The sequence below is a fragment of the Sphaerisporangium aureirubrum genome (assembly GCF_042658925.1).
Taxonomy (GTDB): domain Bacteria; phylum Actinomycetota; class Actinomycetes; order Streptosporangiales; family Streptosporangiaceae; genus Sphaerisporangium; species Sphaerisporangium aureirubrum.
In genome coordinates this window covers 259,824-276,621 of the sequence record NZ_JBHSRF010000001.1, presented here as the reverse complement: position 1 = coordinate 276,621, position 16,798 = coordinate 259,824, and the positions used below count along the sequence as shown (strand labels likewise).

General features: G+C 72.5%; 19 protein-coding genes and 1 tRNA gene. 5 read left to right on the top strand and 15 right to left on the bottom strand.

Annotated elements, in window-relative coordinates:
• Nucleotides 1-33: 33 nt before the first annotated feature.
• Nucleotides 34-231, bottom strand: coding sequence for a PspC domain-containing protein (locus ACFP1K_RS01270; RefSeq protein WP_380746144.1), 198 nt, complete (start codon nt 229-231; stop codon nt 34-36).
• Nucleotides 232-380: 149 nt separating this feature from the next.
• Between ACFP1K_RS01270 and ACFP1K_RS01265 the strand changes: the two genes are divergently transcribed.
• Nucleotides 381-971: a hypothetical protein gene (locus ACFP1K_RS01265; protein ID WP_380746142.1), complete on the top strand. Its 591-nt coding sequence runs from the start codon at nt 381-383 to the stop codon at nt 969-971.
• Here ACFP1K_RS01265 and ACFP1K_RS01260 read toward each other — a convergent pair.
• Both ACFP1K_RS01260 and ACFP1K_RS01255 read right to left on the bottom strand, forming a co-directional pair.
• Nucleotides 928-1,992, bottom strand: coding sequence for a lysylphosphatidylglycerol synthase transmembrane domain-containing protein (locus ACFP1K_RS01260; protein WP_380746140.1), 1,065 nt, complete (start codon nt 1,990-1,992; stop codon nt 928-930). The genes ACFP1K_RS01265 and ACFP1K_RS01260 overlap by 44 nt on opposite strands.
• Before the next feature lie 154 nt (nt 1,993-2,146).
• On the bottom strand, nt 2,147-3,121 hold the full coding sequence (locus ACFP1K_RS01255; RefSeq protein WP_380746138.1) for a hypothetical protein: 975 nt from the start codon (nt 3,119-3,121) through the stop codon (nt 2,147-2,149).
• Between the two features lie 86 nt (nt 3,122-3,207).
• Between ACFP1K_RS01255 and ACFP1K_RS01250 the strand changes: the two genes are divergently transcribed.
• Nucleotides 3,208-3,816 carry a TetR/AcrR family transcriptional regulator gene (locus ACFP1K_RS01250; protein ID WP_380746136.1) on the top strand — a complete coding sequence of 203 codons (609 nt, stop codon included), beginning with the start codon at nt 3,208-3,210 and terminating at the stop codon, nt 3,814-3,816.
• Nucleotides 3,817-3,863: 47 nt separating this feature from the next.
• On the opposite strand, the gene ACFP1K_RS01245 is transcribed toward ACFP1K_RS01250, so the two are convergent.
• The 6 genes from ACFP1K_RS01245 to deoC are packed head-to-tail and all read right to left on the bottom strand — an operon-like array spanning nt 3,864 to nt 8,595.
• Nucleotides 3,864-4,220, bottom strand: coding sequence for a VOC family protein (locus ACFP1K_RS01245; RefSeq protein WP_380746134.1), 357 nt, complete (start codon nt 4,218-4,220; stop codon nt 3,864-3,866).
• 48 nt (nt 4,221-4,268) lie between these two features.
• Nucleotides 4,269-5,090: a helix-turn-helix domain-containing protein gene (locus ACFP1K_RS01240; protein WP_380746132.1), complete on the bottom strand. Its 822-nt coding sequence runs from the start codon at nt 5,088-5,090 to the stop codon at nt 4,269-4,271.
• A 38-nt stretch (nt 5,091-5,128) separates the two neighbouring features.
• On the bottom strand, nt 5,129-5,998 hold the full coding sequence (locus tag ACFP1K_RS01235) for an aldehyde dehydrogenase family protein (RefSeq protein ID WP_380746130.1): 870 nt from the start codon (nt 5,996-5,998) through the stop codon (nt 5,129-5,131).
• Nucleotides 5,991-6,200, bottom strand: a complete 210-nt coding sequence (locus ACFP1K_RS01230; protein WP_380746128.1) for a hypothetical protein — start codon at nt 6,198-6,200, stop codon at nt 5,991-5,993. Before ACFP1K_RS01230 ends, ACFP1K_RS01235 begins: the two co-directional genes overlap by 8 nt.
• Nucleotides 6,193-7,632, bottom strand: a complete 1,440-nt coding sequence (locus tag ACFP1K_RS01225) for an aldehyde dehydrogenase family protein (RefSeq protein WP_380746126.1) — start codon at nt 7,630-7,632, stop codon at nt 6,193-6,195. The genes ACFP1K_RS01230 and ACFP1K_RS01225 overlap by 8 nt, the downstream gene beginning before the upstream one ends.
• A 9-nt stretch (nt 7,633-7,641) precedes the next feature.
• The gene (gene deoC / locus ACFP1K_RS01220; RefSeq protein WP_380746250.1) at nt 7,642-8,595 is read right to left on the bottom strand and encodes a deoxyribose-phosphate aldolase; all 954 of its coding nucleotides are present in this window, start codon (nt 8,593-8,595) and stop codon (nt 7,642-7,644) included.
• A 272-nt stretch (nt 8,596-8,867) separates the two neighbouring features.
• Between deoC and ACFP1K_RS01215 the strand changes: the two genes are divergently transcribed.
• From ACFP1K_RS01215 to ACFP1K_RS01205, 3 genes are all read left to right on the top strand, one after another.
• On the top strand, nt 8,868-9,038 hold the full coding sequence (locus ACFP1K_RS01215; protein WP_380746124.1) for a hypothetical protein: 171 nt from the start codon (nt 8,868-8,870) through the stop codon (nt 9,036-9,038).
• Between the two features lie 276 nt (nt 9,039-9,314).
• Nucleotides 9,315-12,212 carry a helix-turn-helix transcriptional regulator gene (locus tag ACFP1K_RS01210; RefSeq protein ID WP_380746122.1) on the top strand — a complete coding sequence of 966 codons (2,898 nt, stop codon included), beginning with the start codon at nt 9,315-9,317 and terminating at the stop codon, nt 12,210-12,212.
• A 235-nt stretch (nt 12,213-12,447) separates the two neighbouring features.
• On the top strand, nt 12,448-13,014 hold the full coding sequence (locus ACFP1K_RS01205) for a TMEM165/GDT1 family protein (RefSeq protein WP_380746120.1): 567 nt from the start codon (nt 12,448-12,450) through the stop codon (nt 13,012-13,014).
• Nucleotides 13,015-13,016: 2 nt separating this feature from the next.
• Here the strand turns inward: ACFP1K_RS01205 and ACFP1K_RS01200 are convergent, their stop codons facing one another.
• From ACFP1K_RS01200 to ACFP1K_RS01175, 6 genes are all read right to left on the bottom strand, one after another.
• A complete protein-coding gene (locus tag ACFP1K_RS01200) occupies nt 13,017-14,141 on the bottom strand; it encodes a UDP-N-acetylmuramate dehydrogenase (protein ID WP_380746118.1) in 1,125 nt (374 codons plus the stop codon).
• Between the two features lie 61 nt (nt 14,142-14,202).
• Nucleotides 14,203-15,312 carry a glycosyltransferase gene (locus tag ACFP1K_RS01195; protein WP_380746116.1) on the bottom strand — a complete coding sequence of 370 codons (1,110 nt, stop codon included), beginning with the start codon at nt 15,310-15,312 and terminating at the stop codon, nt 14,203-14,205.
• Nucleotides 15,313-15,353: 41 nt separating this feature from the next.
• Nucleotides 15,354-15,782 carry a MaoC family dehydratase gene (locus tag ACFP1K_RS01190; RefSeq protein WP_380746114.1) on the bottom strand — a complete coding sequence of 143 codons (429 nt, stop codon included), beginning with the start codon at nt 15,780-15,782 and terminating at the stop codon, nt 15,354-15,356.
• A gap of 3 nt (nt 15,783-15,785) precedes the next feature.
• Nucleotides 15,786-16,235, bottom strand: a complete 450-nt coding sequence (locus ACFP1K_RS01185) for a MaoC family dehydratase N-terminal domain-containing protein (RefSeq protein ID WP_380746112.1) — start codon at nt 16,233-16,235, stop codon at nt 15,786-15,788.
• 198 nt (nt 16,236-16,433) lie between these two features.
• Nucleotides 16,434-16,598 (bottom strand): 50S ribosomal protein L33, encoded by a 165-nt coding sequence (gene rpmG, locus ACFP1K_RS01180; protein WP_184608557.1) that lies wholly within the window; start codon nt 16,596-16,598, stop codon nt 16,434-16,436.
• A gap of 76 nt (nt 16,599-16,674) precedes the next feature.
• Nucleotides 16,675-16,748: transfer RNA gene (locus ACFP1K_RS01175), tRNA-Met, on the bottom strand.
• Between the last annotated feature and the right edge of the window lie 50 nt (nt 16,749-16,798).

The window sequence follows — 16,798 nt, the reverse complement described above, 5'->3', positions numbered from 1 at the left end:
ACGTCCCACGAACCGATGACCACCGCCTGGCGCTCAGTGGCGGCCGTACGACGCGCCCGCGGGGGCCTTGGGGATCAGGGCCCACATGAGCAGGTAGACGATGACCTGGGGACCGGGCAGGATGCAGGAGAGAATGAACAGCAGGCGAACCATGGTCGGCGGCATGTGCCACTTCTCACCGAGACCGCCACAGACACCTGCGATGATCTTGTGTTCTCTTGATCGATACACTGTCTTTCCCCCGTCTCCTCTCGGCTTTCACTTGTCCCAACGATCGTTGCCCCTGCCCCGTTCCAGCCGGGTCATTCGTCTTCGCCACGCCACCGCCGGGCCGTCGCGCCGGACGGCCGGACACCCCGTAGGGTGGCAATCCCCTGACCATGGAGAGCAAAGTGGACCTGCAAACCCTGCAGGCGCAGCGGCGCCTGCTCGTCCGCCAGAAGGTCACCATGATGGTGAACCGCTATGTGGTGCATCTGGCGAACCCCGACGACTCCGAGGGACCGATGGTCGCCTTCGCCGAGCAGAAGCGGATGGCGTTCAAGGAGCAGGTCACGCTGTACACCGACGAGTCGCGGCAGCACGTGCTCGCGGGCTTCAAGGCCCGCAAGGTGCTCGACCTCGGCAGCGGGTACGACGTCCTGGACCACGCCGGGCAGCCGATCGGCTTCTTCCGCAAGGAGTTCGCCGCGTCGTTGCTACGTTCCACCTGGCACTTCCAGCAGCCCGGCCTGCCGACCCTCACCGGCCAGGAGCGCAACGTGCTGGTCAGCCTGGCGCGCCGCTTCGTGGACTCGCTGTCGTGGCTGCCGTACCACTTCGACTTCGGCGTGGGCGCGCAGATCGGCTTCTCGGTGGATCGCAAGTGGGGCCTGCGCGACCGCTACGCCGTGGAGATCAACGACCCAAGGCTGGACCGGCGGCTGGTCATCGCGATGGCCGTGGCTCTCGACGCTCTGCAGGCCCGCTGACGCTGAGCATCAGCCAGGCGCCCCAGCCGACGAGCAGGACCGCCCAGTACGAGATCAGGCGGTAGATCGCCACCACCGCCGCGGCGGCGGGCAGCGACAGGCCGGCCCCGGCGAACGTCGCGGCCATGCCGACCTCGGTGACGCCGAGGCCGCCGGGCAGCAGCGCGAGCACCCCCGCGGCCTTGGCGGCGACGTAGCCGAGCAGCACCGTGTGCGACCCCACCGAGACCCCGGTGGCGGCGCACACGGCGGCCAGGCAGGCGATGTCGAACAACCAGTTGAGCAGTGCCAGGCCGGGCAGCACGAGCCGGTCGCGCGGGGTCAGCGTGACGGCGGCCCGCGCGGCGCGGATCGCGTCGGCCATCGCCTGGATCCGCGGCCCGTGGCCGGACGGCCGGTGCGCGCCCCGGCCGGGCAGGAACACCACGAGCAGCGCCAGCGCGGACCCCGCGGCGGCGAACCCCAGCATCGCGGTGGTGCGGGTGGCGGGCTCGGCGAGCAGCGCCACCACGCCGAGCGCCAGGAAGGTCAGGGTGGAGAAGACCGAGGTGAGCACCAGCGTCGCCGCGATCACGGCGGGCGGGGCGCCGAGGCGGCGGAACTGCCGCGTGGTGTAAGCCACGCTGAGGATCTGGCCGCCGGGCAGTGAGCTGGACACGGCGTTGCGCGCGTAGGTGACGGCGACCGCGCGCGGCATGCTCAGGTGGATGCCCGAGGTGACCAGCAGGTGCCGCAGCAGCCCCGCGAAGGTCCGCATGGCGGCTGCCTCGGCGACCACGGCGGCCGCGAGCCAGGCGGGGTTCGCCCCGGTGATCAGCTCCCACACCTCGGACGGCGCGGGCAGCTGGTCGCGGAACAACACCACGACGCCCACCACCGCGCCGAACGCCGCCACCCGGCCCGCAACGCGGCCGAACGTCCGCCTCCGCCCGGTCGTCTCGCCGGCCACCGCGCTTCGCGCGGGACGGGCGGGATCAGGGGGATCGGCGGCCTCCGCCACCATCGTTCCTGGACCCGACATCGTCACCTCCTCCACCTGAGGAGCATGACGTCCCCGAGCCATCTGAAGTACTGCCTGATCCCAACCATTTCGCGCCCCGAACTCTTCCGGCTTCCCGCAACTTTCCCCGCGCGACCTGCGGCGGCGCGCGGGGAAGGAGGTGTGCCGCGTCACACTAGGCACTGGGAACCGCGACGGGCTCGGGGCTGTGGGCCGTCACGGGACGGGGCCGCCGGACCGGCACGAGGAGCAGCACGAGACCGGCGAGCGCCCAGCAGGCGAGGACGGTGAGCGGGACGGTGAGGGCGGCGCCGCCGAAGTGCACCACGTCGCGCACGAGGTCCGCGCCGGGGCCGACGGGGAGAACCCGGCCCACCATGGCGTACCACTCCGGGACGAAGTTCGCCCCGAGCGGGCCGCCGCTGGCGGGAAGGCCGATCGGGATGAACAGCAGGGCGGCGAGGCCCGCGCCGGCCGGGCCCACCACGCGGAGCAGGCCGGCCACGATCAGCCCGATGGTCAGCACGATGGCGGTGGAGGCCAGGGTCAGCGCCGTGAACGCGCCGGGCAGCGCGCCGAGCACCACGCCTGCCAGCCACGCGTTGCCGAGGCCCGCCGTCACCGCGCCGAGCAGCAGCGCGCCCGTGCGTCCGGCCCAGCCGAGACCGGGCGCCACCTGGGAGAGCAGCACGGCGAGGCCGATGCCGGGCAGGACCAGCGCGAGGGCGTAGAACATGCCCGCGATGCCGCCGGCGTCGCCGGGGGGCAGCGGGACGGCGTCCTCGACGGCGAGCTGCGCGCCCTGGGCCTTGGCGACGCCCTGGAAGACGCCGGTGAGGACGGTCGCCGCGGTGCGCCCGGCGGCGCTCGCGACGGTCAGCTTGCCGGCGACGGGGTCGATCACCCCGTCCACCTCGCGGCCGAGCAGGGCGGCGCGGGCGGCCTGCGGGGTGGCGTAGCCGGTCAGCTCGAACGCGCCGGGGCGGGCGCGGGTGAGCGCGGCGTCGAGGCGGGAGACGACCTCGGGCGGGCCGACCACCGCGACCGGGACGTGGTGCGGCTCGGGTGCGTGCAGGGCGCCGAGGAACGACGCGACGAACAACATGCCGAGGACGGTGGCGCCCAACACGGCGCCGATGATCTTACGCATTTTTCACCACCTGTTGAGTTCATCAGTGTTGAGTTCAACATAGATGAATTCAACGTGGTTGAATAGGGGCAATCGGAAGGAGACCGATGACCGATCAGCCGGCCAGGGCGGGCGGACGGCGTCCGGGCACGTCACAGACCCGGGACGCCATCCTGGACGCCGCCATGGAGTCCTTCACCAGCCAGGGGTACACGGCCACCACCATCAGAGGGGTGGCCCGCGCGGCCGAGGTGGACCCTGCGCTGGTGATGCACTTCTTCGGCACCAAGGACGGCCTGTTCGACGCCGCCGTGCGCTCCCGGGGCCTCCCCCTGCGCCGCCTGTCGGAGGTCGTGCCGGGCGATCCGGACGGCCTCGGCGAGCGGCTGGTACGGCGCTACCTGACGCTGTGGGAGGAGCCGGAGACGGGGGCGCGGCTGCAGGCGATCCTGCACGCGGCGGCCGCCTCGGAGGCCGCCGCGACGCTGCTGCGGGGGTTCCTCACCGAGGAGGTGCTGCGCCCCATCGCCAAGACGCTCGAGATCGACCACGCCGAGACGCGGGCCATCCTGGCGGGATCCAGCCTGATCGGCCTGGCGATGGTCAGGTACGTGCTGAAGGTGGACGCGCTGGCCCTGCTCCCCCCGGAGACGGTCATCGCCGCCGCCGCGCCCGCCGTCCAGCGCTATCTCACGGGCGAGCTGGACCTGGACTGAGCTCACGGCGCCGAGCGGGCTCGACGGCGCCCAAGGCCCCGGCGGGCTCAGGGGGTGAGCGGCTGCTTCAGGCCCAGCAGGTTGCCCTCGGTGTCCTCCACGTAGACCACGTGGCCCTGGCCGGGGATGGTGTTCCTCTCGCCCGCGACCCGGCCTCCCGCGCGCCGCACCGCGTCCATGGCGGCGTCGATGTCGTCGACCTCCAGCCAGGCGATGGTGGCCTGCGACTGGTACTCGCGGGTCATGATGGCCCCGTCGACGCCCGCGCCGGGCCCGGTGGCGGCGACCTTGTATCCACCGGCGAACGGCGAGTCCCGGGGCTCCCAGCCGAACGCCTCGGTGTAGAACTTCGCCGCCCGGTCGACGTCGGCGGCGGTGATCTCGAAGTGAATGATGCGTCCCATGGGCCCCAGCCTGCCGCAACGTCCCGGGGCACGTCTTGGACGAATCTTTCAGGCCGCCGGATCGGGCTGGTGCATCAGGCGGGCGATGCCGTGGTGGATCCGCTTGAACGACGACGCGCTCACCCCGGTGAACCGCTTGAAGTCCCGCGCGGCGTGCGCCTGGTCGTAGTACCCCGCGAGCGCCCGCCCGGCGTCCCCGCCGCGCAGCAGCGCGCCCACGCCGTGGTAGTAGCGGATCAGCTCGCAGTACCGCTTGGGTGGCAGGCCGAGGTTGGCGGTGAACAGGCGGTACAGGGTGCTGTAGGAGACCCCGGCCTTGCCGGCGAGCCCGGCGACCCCGACCGCCCCGTGCGCGGCGTCCACGAGGCCCACGGCCGCCCGCAGCGCCTCCAGCGTGCCGGGCGCGATCGGGGTGAGGCGAGCGGCGACGAACGCCGCCAGGCCGCCGGCGCGGGCCCGTCCCGGCTCCCGGCCGCGCAGGTCGTCCGCCAGCCGGGCCGCCTCGGCGGCGCCGAGCCAGGACGCCAGCGGCAGGAACGTGTCCACCAGCCGCTCCCGGGGCAGCAGCGCGGCGAGGCCCCACGGCGCGAGCTGCGCGCCCGCGTAGGAGGAGCGGCCGCTCTGCTCCAGGACGTACGGCCGGGTGGTGATGCCGAACAGCACGCCGTCGTTGGGATGGGCGGTGCCGGTCAGCGGGTCGTGCCGGGTGCCGGGGTCGCCGAGCGCCACCACGAGCGCCGGGCGGCCGTTCGGGATGAGGATCTCCCGGGACGGCACGGCTCCGTGGGACGCCTCCGCCGTCCACAGCGCCTCGACGTAACCGCCGAGGTCCGGCGGCGCCGGGTGCCGGGCGTAGCAGCCGTCAGCCACGCCGGGCCGCCCGCGGGGGGCGGCCCGGGCCGCGGTTGTCAGACACCGATGGGGTGCCACACGGTCTTGGTCTCCAGGAACGCCGTCATGCGCTCCAGGCCGGGCTCGGCGAGCCAGTCGGCCTTGCCCGCCGGGCGCAGCACCCGCTTGAGGTTCTCGGCCGCGTCCCGCTCACAGGCCACGGCGAGGTCCTCGGGGCATCCGGTCAGGTCGATGGCGTTGACGTCCATGTGGGACGCCAGCCACGGGGCCAGCTCGGCGGCCCGGCCGGTCAAAAGGTTCACCACCCCGCCCGGCAGGTCGGAGGTGGCCAGCACCTCGCCGAGGGTGATCGCCGGGAGAGGCGCACGCTCGGAGGCCACCACCACGCAGGTGTTGCCGGTCACGATCACCGGGGCGAGCACCGAGATCAGGCCGAGCAGCGGGCCCTCCGGGGGCGCCACCACGGCGACGACCCCGGTGGGCTCGACGGTGGACAGGTTGAAGTAGGGCCCGGCGACGGGGTTGGCCGCGCCGCGCACCACGCCGATCTTGTCCGACCAGCCCGCGTACCAGACCAGACGGTCCACCGCGGCGTCCACCAGCTCACCCGCCCGCTTGGCGGACACGCCGTCGGCCGCGGCGACCTCGGCCGCGAACTGCGCGCGGCGGCCCTCCAGCATCTCGGCGACGCGGTAGAGGATCTGCCCCCGGTTGTAGGCGGTCGCCCCGGACCAGCCGGGGAACGCCTTGCGGGCCGCGACCACCGCGTCCCTGGCGTCCTTGCGGGAGGCGCGCGAGGCGTTGGCCAGGAAGTCGCCCTTGGAGGAGGTCACGACGTAGGACCTTCCGCTCTCCGAACGCGGGAACGCCCCGCCGATGTACAGCTTGTACGTCTTGCGTACGGCCAGGCGGCCGGGCTCAGTCATCGCCCCTCCAGGTGGTCTCCTCAGAGGACAGCCGGGCGGGCTCGGCGACCTGGTGGCAGCGGCTCACTCCGCAGCGGTGGGCGAACCATCCGCGGCGGGGACCGGCGGCCGTACGGCCGGCCCGCAACCAGGCACGCCCGCGGGCGGCCCGTGCCCGCCGGGAGCGGCGCGGGCCGCGGCGGTGCTCGCAGGGCTCAGACATCGAGATACGCCTCCAGTCCATGGCGGCCGCCTTCGCGGCCGTAACCGGACTCCTTGTAGCCGCCGAACGGCGACGTCGGGTCGAACCGGTTGAAGGTGTTCGCCCAGACGACCCCGGCACGCAGCCGGTCGGCCATCCACAGGATGCGCGAGCCCTTCTCGGTCCACACCCCGGCGGACAGCCCGTAGGGGGTGTTGTTGGCCTTCTCCACGGCCTCGGCCGGGGTGCGGAAGGTCAGCACGGACAGCACCGGGCCGAAGATCTCCTCCCGGGCGATGCTGTGGGACTGGGCCACGCCGGTGAACAGCGTCGGCGGGAACCAGAAGCCCTTGTCCGGGATGGGGCACGGCGGCGACCACCGCTCGGCGCCCTCCCGCTCGCCCGCGTCGCTGAGGGTGCGGATGCGGTCGAGCTGGGCGGCCGAGTTGATCGCGCCGATGTCGGTGTTCTTGTCCAGCGGGTCGCCGAGGCGCAGGGTGCCGAGCCGCCGCTTGAGGGAGTCCAGCAGTTCCTCCTGCACGGACTCCTGCACCAGCAGGCGCGAGCCCGCGCAGCAGACGTGGCCCTGGTTGAAGAAGATGCCGTTGACGATGCCCTCGACGGCCTGGTCCAGCGCGGCGTCGTCAAACACGATGTTGGCGGCCTTGCCGCCGAGCTCCAGCGTCACCTTCTTGCGGGTGCCCGCCACCGACCTGGCGATCAGGCGGCCCACCTCGGTGGAGCCGGTGAACGCCACCTTGTCGACGTCCTGGTGGCCGGCCAGCGCCTGGCCGGTCTCCCCGGCGCCGGTCACGATGTTCACCACGCCGGGCGGCAGGTCGGCCTGGCGGCAGATCTCGGCGAACGCCAGCGCGGTGAGCGGGGTGGTCTCGGCGGGCTTGAGCACGACGGTGTTGCCGCAGGCCAGTGCGGGGGCGATCTTCCAGGCCAGCATGAGCAGCGGGAAGTTCCACGGGATGACCTGGGCGGCCACCCCGAGCGGGCGCGGCTCCTCGCCGAACCCGGCGTACCGCAGCTTGTCGGCCCAGCCGGCGTAGTAGAAGAAGTGGGCGGCGACCAGCGGCAGGTCGACGTCCCGGGACTCGCGGATCGGCTTGCCGTTGTCCAGGGACTCCAGCACGGCCAGCTCGCGGGCCCGCTCCTGGATGATCCGGGCGATGCGGAAGAGGTATTTGGCGCGCTCGCGGCCGGGCATCCGGCTCCACACCGAGTCGTACGCCTTGCGCGCCGCGGCGACGGCGCGGTCGACGTCGGCGGGCGAGGCGTAGGTGAACTCGGCCAGGGCCTCCTCGGTGGCCGGGTTGATGGTCTTGTGGCGCTCGTCGCCGAGCGAGTCGATCCACTCGCCGTTCACGAACAACCCGTAGGACGGCCTGATGTCGACGACGTCCCGGGATTCGGGCGCGGGTGCGTATTCGAATATGTCCGACATCGGGCCGCCTCAGTCCAGGGTGAAGTAGTCGGGGCCGGCGTAGTGCCCGGTGGTCAGCTTCTGGCGCTGCATCAGCAGGTCGTTCAGCAGGCTGGACGCGCCGAGGCGGAACCACTCGGGAGTCAGCCAGTCGGGCCCGGCGGTCTCGTTGACCAGCACGATGTTCTTGATCGCGTCCTTGGTGGTGCGGATGCCGCCGGCGGGCTTGACGCCCACCATGCGGCCGGTCTGGGCGCGGAAGTCGCGCACGGCCTCCAGCATCACCAGCGTGACCGGCGGGGTGGCGGCGGGGGCGACCTTGCCGGTGGAGGTCTTGATGAAGTCCGCCCCGGCGATCATCGCCAGCCACGAGGCGCGGCGCACGTTGTCGTAGGTGACGAGCTCTCCGGTCTCGAGGATCACCTTCAGGTGGGCGTCGGTCCCGCCCTCGCGGGCGCACGCGGCCTTCACCGCGACGATCTCCTCGTACACCTTGCGGTAGTCGCCGGCGAGGAACGCCCCGCGGTCGATCACCATGTCGATCTCGTCGGCGCCGGACGCGACCGCCAGCGCGGTGTCCTCCACCTTGACGCCGAGCGACGTGCGGCCGCTCGGGAAGCCGGTGGCCACGCTGGCCACCGCCACCCCCGAGCCGCGCACCGCCGCGACGGCGTGCGGCACCATGTCGGGGTAGACGCAGACGGCGGCGACCGAGGGGACGGTGCCGTCGGCCGGGTCGGGCCGGACGGCCTTGGCGCACATCGCGCGCACCTTGCCGGGGGTGTCGGCGCCCTCCAGGGTGGTGAGGTCCACCATGGATATGGCGAGGTCGATGGCCTTGGCCTTGGCGGTGGTCTTGATGGAGCGGGTGCCCAGGGTCGCGGCGCGCTGGTCGGCGCCGACACGGTCGACGCCGGGCAGGCCGTGGAGGAATGCCCGCAGGGTCGCGTTGGACGACGCGACCTCCGTGAGCGAAGTCGTCAGAGTTGACACCTCACCAGCATCGCCGACCTGCCTGATAGTTCCAAACCGGCCGCGGTGACCAGCAACGTTCCCGACATTTCACCACAGATGGCTAGGCGCCAGATGGGCTGGAGCCCCGGGTTTCCGCCGGGCCCTAAGGGGGCTTACGCGGGATCCAGGGGCCCTAGGCCCCGTGGCCTCCGGGAGATAAGGCATACGCCCGATGTGCGGGGGCGGGCCTTAGACCGAGTCTTGAGGTGTCAGAGAAGACGAACCTCAAGGAGACAGCCGAAATGGCTCCCGAACTGCACTACGAACTGATCGCCACCCGAGTGGCCGAGCTGCACAAGCAGGCCGACGACGACCGAAGGGCCCGCCAGGCCAGCAAGGGCGCCAAGTCCGCCAAGGAGCCCCGCTCCGGGCGCGGGCTGCGCGCGAGCTTCGCCCGGCTGCGCACCTCGTGAACACCCGCGGTACCGCCCGCACCTGGACCCGGGACCTCCGGGCGGGGTGGGCCACCCCCTGGACCGAACCGCCGCGTGGGCGCGAAAGCGCCCCGCGGACCAGACGACGCCCCATGACGCCCGGCCGGACCCTCCCTCCCGGCCGGGCCGCCCACCCCCCGTGATCGGCGCCCGGCTCAGCCGGGCGCCGATGGGCCGTTTACCACCTTTTAGCCAGGGATAAATCACGCGATACTCAACATGGCACATGACATGCTTGCCCACATGGTGGGCCGGATGGTGAGTCCCGTCTTCGTCGGACGGATAGCGGAGCTCGACACCCTCGCCGACGCGTTCGAGCAGGCCCGTAAACAGACGGCCTCGGCCGTGCTGCTCGGGGGTGAGGCGGGAGGCGGCAAGACACGCCTGGTCAGCCGGTTCACCGAGGAGGCCGGGTACGCCGGCGCGCACATCCTCAGCGGCGGCTGCGTCGAGCTCTCCAGCGAGGGCCTGGCCTACGCGCCGTTCACCGCGGCGCTGCGCCAGCTGGTCCGTGAGATGGGCGCGCCCGAGGTGGCCGCGCTGCTGCCCGACGGCGCGGCGCGCGACCTAGCGCGGCTGCTGCCCGAGTTCGGCGAGGCGAGCGGCGACAAGGAGACCGAGACCGGCAGGGCGCGGCTGTTCGAGCAGTTCCTCACGCTGCTGGAACGCCTGGCCGAGCGGCGCTCGGTGATCCTGGTGATCGAGGACGTCCACTGGGCCGACCGGTCCAGCCGCGACCTGATCGCCTTCCTCAGCCGCAACCTGCGCACCGCGCCGGTGCTCATGATCATCACGTACCGCTCCGACGAGCTGCACCGCCAGCACCCGCTGCGGCCGGTGCTCGCCGAGCTCGGCCGGGTCGAGGGCGTGGTGCGCATCGACCTGCCGCGGCTCACCCAGACCGAGGTCGCCCAGCAGGTGGCCGGCATCCGGGGCGACGAGCCGGAGTGGGCGTTCGTCCGCAAGGTGTACGAGCGCAGCGAGGGCATCCCGCTGTTCGTCGAGGCCCTGCTGGAGAGCGGGGACGAGTGCGGCCTGCCCGGCTCGCTGCACGACCTGATCATCGGCAGCGTGGAGCGGCTGCCCGAGGAGACCCAGCGCGTGCTGCGCGTCGCGGCGGCCGGGGGGAACAGGACCGGGCACACGCTGCTCGCCTCCGTGACCGGCATGTCGGACTTCGACCTGGAGGACGCGCTGCGGCCCGCCATCGCCGGCAACGTCATCCAGGTCGACGGCCGGGCCTACGTCTTCCGCCACTCGCTGATCCGCGAGGCCGTGCACGAGGAGATGCTGCCCGGCGAGCACAACCGCGTGCACGCCCGCTTCGCCGAGGAGATCGACCGGGACCGCTCCCTGGTGCCGCCGGGCCGGGCGGCCATCGAGATCGCCCACCACTGGTACGCCGCGCGCGACCACCTGTGGGCACTGATCTCCGCCTGGGAGGCCGCGGGGAAGGCCGCCAACGCCTTCGCCTACACCGAGCAGATCCAGCTGCTGGAGCGGGTGCTGTCGCTGTGGGACCGGGTGCCGGACGCCGAGGAGCGCATCGGCGCGGGCCACACCGCCGTCCTGGAGCTCGCCGCGGAGGCCGCCGTCATCAGCGGCGACCCCGACCACGGCCTCAAGTTCGTCAAGGCCGCGCTCGCCGAGCTGGACGAGACCGCCGAACCCGAGCGCGTCGCCGGGCTGATGCTCCGGCGCAGCCAGTTCAAGTCCGACAAGGGCAAGCTCGGCGCGCTGGACGACCTGCGGTACGCCGAGCGGCTGGTGTCGTCGCCGAACGCCGCCCGGGCGCACGTGCTCTCCCGGCTGGGCTCCTACCTGATGTTCATCAACGAGACGGTCGAGGGCAGCGCGCTCACCGAGGAGGCGCTGCGCATCGCCCGCGAGGTCGGCGACTCCTCCCGGGAGGCCGAGCTGCTCACCAACCTGGCGCTCGGCCGCTCCCTGGCCGGCGACCTGGAGACCGCGATGCTCACCAACGAGCGGGCCATCGAGATCGGCACCATGCTGTCCTCGGGGCGCATAGTGCTGCGCGCGGTCGCCAACAACGTGGACGGCCTGACCAACCTCGGCCGCTCCACCGAGGCCGTGGCACTGGCGCTCAGCGGTGAGGCGACGGCGCGCGAGTACGGCCGCTACCGCACCTCGGGCACCTTCCTCGCCAACAACCGGGCCGAGGCCCTGGAGACGCTCGGCCGGTGGGACGAGGCCGTGGAGATCGTCGACAACGCGCTGGCCATGGACCCGGTGCCGAGGATCCGCGCTCACCTGCTGCGGGTGCGCTGCGACGTGGCCGCCGCGCGGGGCGAGACCGAGCTGCTGCGCCACCTGCTCACCCAGGTCGGCGCGCTGTACGGCGAGCCGCACGTGTACACGCAGGAGTGGATGACCAACAACCGGCTCCGGGTCGAGTACCACCTGCTGCGCGGCGAGGCGCTGGAGGCGCTCACGGTGGCCGACGAGCTGCTGTCGACGTCGCTGGACGCCCAGTCCGGCAAGCCTGCGCTCGGCTGGTCCAGCAAGCCCATGCTCGGCTGGCGCGTGCTGGCCCAGGGCCGCCTGGTCTACGAGACCGCCGCCGCGGCCGACCCGGACCGGGCCAGGGCCGTGCTGGAGAAGGCCGACGCCCTCGCCGCCCACATGGCGGCGTGCGGCCCGGTCGCCGAGGCGTTCCGCCTGATGTTCGTCGCCGACTTCGACGCGGCGGCCACCGCCTGGCGCGAACTCTCCCGGCCGCACCCCGAGGCCCGCTCCCTGTTCCAGGCCGCCGTCATGGCCGCCCGCCACGGCGACCGCGACGGCGCCGCCGACCGCCTGCGGGCCGCCTACCCCCTGGCGGTCTCCCTCGGCGCCCGCCCGCTGCTGGAAGAGATCGAGACCCTGGGCCGCCGCGTCGGCGCCACCGTGGCACCCCCCGCACAGGCCTGCCCCGCGCCCGAGCCCGCCGCCCCCGCCGCCGAGCTGACCCCCCGGGAACGCGAGGTGCTGCGCCTGGTGGCGCTCGGCCGCTCCAACCGCGAGATCGCGGCGGAGCTCTTCATCTCCGCCAAGACGGTCAGCGTCCACGTCTCCAACATCCTCGCCAAGCTGGGCGTCGCCACCAGGGGCGAGGCCGCGGCGGCGGCACACCGGTTGTCCCTGCTCACCTGACGATCGATTTGACGGCTTCCGGTAGAGTTACAGCGAATTTCCGAAGGGGAGTAGTCCCAATCGCGTGATCGACACACTGGCCGTAAGGCCCGGTCACGCGGGCCTCGCGTAGAGGCGGACGAGACCTTCGGCCCAGCAGTCATGCACGTTCATGCTGCCGGGCCGAGGTCTGTGCCCGAAAGACTCCCCGGGTGCCGCTTCCGGCCCGGTCGCACCAGAAGAAGGGCGACCCCCGTTGGAAGCGTTCTGGATCAGTCTCGCCGTGGTCTTCGTGGCCGAGCTCGGCGACAAGAGCCAGCTCATGGCACTGACCTTCGCCACCAGGTTCAAGACGTGGCCGGTGCTGGCGGGGATCACCATCGCCACCACCGTGGTCCATCTGCTCAGCGTCGGCCTGGGCGGGCTGATCGGCAACGCGCTGCCCCGCACGGCCATCTCCGTGGTGGCGGGCATCGCCTTCCTGTTCTTCGCGCTGTGGACGCTGCGCGGTGACGAGCTGAGCGCGGACGAGTCCCGCAAGGCGGAGCGCACCACCCGGAACGCCGTCATCGCGGTCACCGTGGCGTTCTTCCTCAGCGAGCTGGGCGACAAGACCATGCTCGCCACCATCACCCTCGCCACCCAGCACGGCTGGCTCGGCACCTGGATCGGCTCGACGGTCGGCATGGTCGCCGCCGACGCCCTGGCGATCCTGGTGGGCCGCCTCCTCGGCCGCCACCTCCCGGAGAAGGCGATCCGCTACGGCGCCGCCGCCTGCTTCGTCGTCTTCGCGTTCGTGTTGTTCGCCGAGGCCCTCGTCTGAGGTCAGAGACGCACGCCGACCAGGACGGGCTCGTTGACCAGGGTCACGCCGAACTTCGCCTCGACCCCCTCGCGGATCTCGCGGGCGAGGTCGAGGAGGTCGGCGGCCGTGGCCGCGGGCTCGGCCCCGCCGGGCTCCGGGGCGGCCGACAGGAGCGCCTCGGGGTCGGTGGGGAAGCCGGTGACGTGGAGGCCGCCCGGGTTGGTCAGCGCCAGGGTGTGCTTGGTGGAGATCCGCGCGGGGCCGCGGCGGTAGCCCTTGGGGAAGCCGGAGTGCTCGATCAGCCACGCGGCGGGGACCTTGACCCGGTCCCCGGGCATGTCCCAGCGGGGGAAGCCGGGGGCGCGGTGCTCCAGGGCGGCGGCCTCGGCGGCGCTCAGGATCGGGTTGGTGAAGAAGGATCCGGCGCTGCAGGTGTCGGGGTCGGCGGGGTCGAGCACCATGCCCTTGCCGCGGCGCAGGGCCAGCACGGCCGTGCGGACGTCGCGGGGGTCGGCGCGGACGCCGAGCTCCACCCCGAGCCGGGTGGCCAGCTCCTGGTACGCCACCGGCCCGGAGAGCGGCGACCGCTCCATGCCGTAGGTCACCGCGAGCACGACGAACCTGGCCGGGTCGTCCTTGAAGACACTGTGGCGGTACGCGAAGCCGCACTCGTCCGCGCCGAGTTCCCGCACCTCACGGGCGCGCCGGTCGTAGACCCGCACGCGGGTGACGGTCTGCGCCACCTCCTGGCCGTACGCGCCGACGTTCTGGATGGGCGTGGAGCCCACCAGCCCGGGGATGCCGGACAGGCACTCCACGCCGGACCAGCCCTCGGCTACGGCCCGGTCGACCAGCCCGTCCCAGTCCTCCCCGGCCTCGGCGGTCACCTCGACCCGCCCGTCGCTCCCGGCGACGTGCACGCCCCGGGACGCCACCTTCACGACGAGACCGTCGAAACCGTCGTCCGAGATCAGCAGATTGCTGCCGCCGCCGAGCACCAGCACCGGCTCTCCCACCCGGTCGGCCTCGGCCACCGCCCCGGCCAGCTCGTCGCCGCTCCCGGCGGTCACGAACGTCCGCGCGGCGCCGCCCACCCGCAACGTGGTGAACGGCGCGAGCCGCACCCCATCCTCCCGCTCAGCCATGCACCTTCCCCACCACGAGATCGGCGGCCTGCCCGCCGGGCCCCAGCCTAGACCGGGTCCGCTACGCCTGGCCGTCCCCGGGGCGCAGCAGGCGCCGCACGCGGTCGTCCGTGCGGCCCGACTCGCGGTCGCGGTACGCGGGGTCGGCCTCGTGGTAGGGGCGGTGGCGCTCGCGGTGGACGGGGAGGTGCTCCTCGGCGGCGACCAGCCTGCCGGGGAGGCGCAGGGAGAACTCCAGGTCGGCGTGGCGGTAGTAGTGGGCCTCCTCGGGGAAGCCGCCCGCCTTCAGGGCCGCCTCGCGGCGCACGGCGAACAGGTTGCCGCGCAGGGCCCGCACCTCACCGGGGCCGGCCTCGCGCCACTCGTCGCCGTCGTGGGTCAGGCCCTTCCAGCCCGCCGCCACCACGCCCTCGCGCAGCGACTCCACCAGCGGCGTGACGGCGTCGCCGTCCAGCACGGTGGAGGTCTCCATGACCACGTGGACCTCGCCGGAGTCCAGTTCCAGGAGCTTGTTCCTGGCGGCGCCCCAGCCGGCCGTGCCGCCCCGCCAGTGCGGGGTCTCGGCCACGTGCCACGCCGTGACCCGGCCGGGATGCCGCTCGGCCAGCTCGTGCAGGACGGTGCCGGCGCCGTCCATGTTGCCGAGGTCCAGCGCGATGATCCGGTCCTGGGTGTAGGAGATGAGCGCGTCAACGCATTTACGCAGGTCGGACGGGTGGCCGTCGACCACGAGCGCTATCGTCACCGCGGAGGCCGGGACCTCGTCGTGCCGTTGCGCGGCGGCCGCGGCGGTGATCGCCTCGTCCAGCCGCGACGCGGCGAGCGTGGAGTCCCACAGGACCTGTGAGGCGATCATGCTCTCGGTGCCGACGCTCTCGGCGCCGCCCTCGTCCGGCCGCGTGCCGCGCGTCGGTGTCCGCGTGCGCAGCTCGGTGCCGTCCCGGTCGCCCTCGGCGGTGCCGTCGTGCGTGACCGGGACCGACGAGACCTCCGGCCAGACCTTGAACGGCGGCTGGGGGGCCAGCTCGAAGCCGTCGCCCGTGTCCCGGACCGTCCATCCGGCGTCCTCGATCCGCTGCCTCAGCAGGTCGGCCGCGGCGTCGTCGTGCTCGGCCCGCACCGCCGCCCGTTCTTCGGCGAGTCCCTGTACATGCTTCGGTGCCTCTGTCACCTTCGCCCCAGTACCCACCAGGGGCGGAAGCATTCAGGTGATCAGGCGAGGCGCACCGTCGCGCGGGCCTTGGACAACACCCGCGAGTCCCCGGACCGGGCGGTGAGCGAGATCACCACGCGGTTGTCGTCGAGCTTCTCCTCCACGACCCCGCTCACGGAGATCACCGCGCCGTTGTCGTCGTCCGGCACGACCACCATCGACGAGAAGCGCACGCCGTAGTCGAGCACCGCGCCGGGGTCGCCCGCCCAGTCGGTGACGAACCGGCCGCCCTGCGCCATGGTGAACATGCCGTGCGCGATCACGTCCGGCAGCCCGACGGCCTTGGCGTGCCGCTCGTTCCAGTGGATCGCGTTGAAGTCGCCCGAGGCCCCCGCGTACATCACCAGGTCGACGCGGCGCACCGGGTAGTCGACCGCGGGGATCTGCAGGCCGACCTCGATCTCGTCGTACTTCACCGTGGCCGTCATCGCTTACGCCGCCCCTCCGCGCTCGACAAGGGTGTTGTAGGTCGTGCAGACGGCCTCGCCGCCGACGGTCGTCACGTCGCTGCGCAGGGTCAGGAACTCGTTGCGCCCGACGCTGCGGATCTCGGTGATCGTGGAGGAGCACATCAGCTCGTCGCCCGCGTGGATGGGGCGGGTGTACTCGAAGCGCTGCTCGCCGTGCACCACCATGCTGAAGTCGAGCCCGAGCTCGGGGTCGGCGAGGATGTCGCCGGCGCCGGTGAGGCTGAACACGATGGGGAAGGTCGGCGGGGCCACCACGTCGGGGTGGCCGGCGGCCCTGGCGGCCTCGGGGTCGCGGTAGATCGGGTTGCGGTCGCCGATCGCGCCCGCGAATTCCCTGATCTTGACCCGGCTGACCTCGTAGGAGGCGGGCGACGGGTAGGTGCGCCCGACGAAATCACGGTTCAACGCCATCGTGCCAGTGCCTTTCGAAACGCGAGCCGACGAGCCGACGGTAACAGAACAACCTTCGGCTGTCCGCAGTCACGCGCAGGGCTCACTGATTCCCGGGGACGCGTCAAACCGGCGCCTCGCATGGAGGGCGCCGGTGGCGCGTGATGGCGGTCGCGCCGGGGCGGCCCGCAGGCCGTCCCGCCGGAGGGACCGCGGGAACTACCGGGTCTCGCGATGCGCCCGGTGGCACTTGCAGTTCGGGCAGTACTTCTTCAGCTCAAGCCGGTCCGGGTCGTTGCGCCGGTTCTTCCGCGTGATGTAGTTGCGGTGCTTGCACTCCTGGCAGGCCAGCGTGATCTTTGGCCTAACGTCGGTGGCAGCCACGTGGGAGTGCCTTTCTACGTTTGGGACACATGGACAACCCGAACCAGGTCGCCTCATCGGTGACCCGGAAGGGTAGTAGCGGAGGCCGGACTTGAACCGGCGACACAGCGATTATGAGCCGCTTGCTCTGCCTGACTGAGCTACTCCGCCCCCGGACGGTCAAATAAAATATATACCCGCCCAAGCGAAAAGCCCCACCC

Excerpts from the sequence above, each read along its gene's own strand:
- ACFP1K_RS01265 (WP_380746142.1), top strand. The coding sequence starts at position 381 with ATGGAGAGCAAAGTGGACCTGCAAACCCTGCAGGCGCAGCGGCGCCTG.
- ACFP1K_RS01260 (WP_380746140.1), bottom strand. The coding sequence starts at position 1,992 with ATGTCGGGTCCAGGAACGATGGTGGCGGAGGCCGCCGATCCCCCTGAT.
- ACFP1K_RS01255 (WP_380746138.1), bottom strand. The coding sequence starts at position 3,121 with ATGCGTAAGATCATCGGCGCCGTGTTGGGCGCCACCGTCCTCGGCATG.
- ACFP1K_RS01250 (WP_380746136.1), top strand. The coding sequence starts at position 3,208 with ATGACCGATCAGCCGGCCAGGGCGGGCGGACGGCGTCCGGGCACGTCA.
- ACFP1K_RS01245 (WP_380746134.1), bottom strand. The coding sequence starts at position 4,220 with ATGGGACGCATCATTCACTTCGAGATCACCGCCGCCGACGTCGACCGG.
- ACFP1K_RS01235 (WP_380746130.1), bottom strand. The coding sequence starts at position 5,998 with ATGACTGAGCCCGGCCGCCTGGCCGTACGCAAGACGTACAAGCTGTAC.
- ACFP1K_RS01230 (WP_380746128.1), bottom strand. The coding sequence starts at position 6,200 with ATGTCTGAGCCCTGCGAGCACCGCCGCGGCCCGCGCCGCTCCCGGCGG.
- ACFP1K_RS01225 (WP_380746126.1), bottom strand. The coding sequence starts at position 7,632 with ATGTCGGACATATTCGAATACGCACCCGCGCCCGAATCCCGGGACGTC.
- ACFP1K_RS01215 (WP_380746124.1), top strand. The coding sequence starts at position 8,868 with ATGGCTCCCGAACTGCACTACGAACTGATCGCCACCCGAGTGGCCGAG.
- ACFP1K_RS01210 (WP_380746122.1), top strand. The coding sequence starts at position 9,315 with ATGGTGAGTCCCGTCTTCGTCGGACGGATAGCGGAGCTCGACACCCTC.
- ACFP1K_RS01200 (WP_380746118.1), bottom strand. The coding sequence starts at position 14,141 with ATGGCTGAGCGGGAGGATGGGGTGCGGCTCGCGCCGTTCACCACGTTG.
- ACFP1K_RS01190 (WP_380746114.1), bottom strand. The coding sequence starts at position 15,782 with ATGACGGCCACGGTGAAGTACGACGAGATCGAGGTCGGCCTGCAGATC.
- ACFP1K_RS01185 (WP_380746112.1), bottom strand. The coding sequence starts at position 16,235 with ATGGCGTTGAACCGTGATTTCGTCGGGCGCACCTACCCGTCGCCCGCC.